Below are 1,472 nucleotides of genomic sequence, written 5' to 3' on the forward strand. Positions count from 1 at the left end.
CCATGGTCGTCACAGATGCGGTTCTGTCGCACCTGGCCGCGCGCCGGTCACGCACCCGCCGGTCAGCTGTCGTCTTCGAGGTTTCCTTCGGTTTCCAGGTAGGCGGTGCGCAGCGCGTCGAGGGTCTCGGGACGCGGTGCCTGCCACAGCTGCCGGTCGACGGCTTCGAGGAGCCGCTCGGTGATGCCGTGCAGCGCCCACGGGTTGGACTGCTGTAGGAACTTGCGGGTGTCGGGGTCGAGGACATAGGACTCGGTGACCTTCTCGTACATCCAGTCCTCGACGACGCCCGCGGTGGCGTCATAACCGAAGAGGTAGTCGACGGTCGCGGCGAGCTCGAAGCCACCCTTGTAGCCGTGCCGGCGCATCGCCGCGATCCAGCGGGGGTTGACCACCCGTGCGCGGACGATACGGGCGGTCTCCTCGCTCAGTGACCGGGTGCGGGTGGCGTCGGGGCGGGTGGAGTCGCCGATGTAGGCCTTCGGCGCGCTCCCGGTCAGCGCGCGGACGGTGGCGATCATCCCGCCGTGGTACTGGAAGTAGTCGTCCGAGTCGATGATGTCGTGTTCGAGGGTGTCGGTGTTCTTGGCCGCCACCGCGATGCGCCGGTAGGCCGCCTCCATGTCCGGGCGGGCCTGGCGGCCGTCCAGCCCCCGGCCGTAGGCGTAGCCGCCCCAGGTGGCGTACACCTCGGCGAGGTCGGCGTCGGTGCGCCAGTCCCGGGAGTCGATCAGCTGCAGCAGGCCCGCGCCGTAGGTGCCGGGCGCGGAACCGAACACGCGGGTGGTCGCCCGCCGCCAGTCGTCGTGCTCGGCCAGGTCGGCGAGCGCGTGCGCGCGGACGTGGTTGTCCGCGGCCGGCTCGTCCAGGCCGGCCGCGAGCGCGACCGCGTCGTCGAGCATGGTCACGACGTGCGGGAACGCGTCGCGGAAGAAACCGCTGATGCGGATGGTCACGTCGATGCGGGGCCGGCCCAGCTCCGCCAGTCCGATCGGCTCGACGCCGCTGACCCGCCGGGACGCCTCGTCCCACACCGGCCGCACCCCGAGCAGGGCGAGGCACTCGGCGATGTCGTCGCCGGCCGTGCGCATCGCGGACGTCCCCCAGATCGACAGACCCACCGAACGCGGCAGGGTCCCGGTGTCGGCACGGTAGCGCTCCAGCAGCGAGTCGGCCATGGCCTGGCCGGTCTCCCAGGCCAGCCGGCTCGGGATCGCCCGGGGGTCCACCGAGTAGAAGTTGCGACCGGTGGGCAGCACGTTCACCAGCCCGCGCAGCGGTGATCCACTGGGGCCGGCGGGGACGTAGCCCCCGTCCAGCGCGTGCAGCACGGCGTCGATCTCGGTGCCGGTGCCGGCGAGGCGCGGCACGATCTCGGTGGCGGCGAAGCGCAGCACGGCTGTGACCGCGGCCGGGTCGGCCAGCAGCGTGGCCGCGGCTTCGGGCACCGGGGCCGTCGGGTCCTCGGCGCC

1 protein-coding gene is annotated in these 1,472 nt (G+C 72.6%); it reads right to left on the reverse strand.

Annotated elements, in window-relative coordinates; all coding sequences use genetic code 11:
• Positions 1 to 62 precede the first annotated feature (62 nt).
• The coding region (locus MJ785_RS19475; protein ID WP_239382158.1) for a cobaltochelatase subunit CobN at positions 63 to 1,472 on the reverse strand (1,410 nt) is incomplete at its 5' end.

The sequence above is a fragment of the Protofrankia sp. CiT1 genome (assembly GCF_917627335.1).
GTDB lineage: Bacteria > Actinomycetota > Actinomycetes > Frankiales > Frankiaceae > Protofrankia.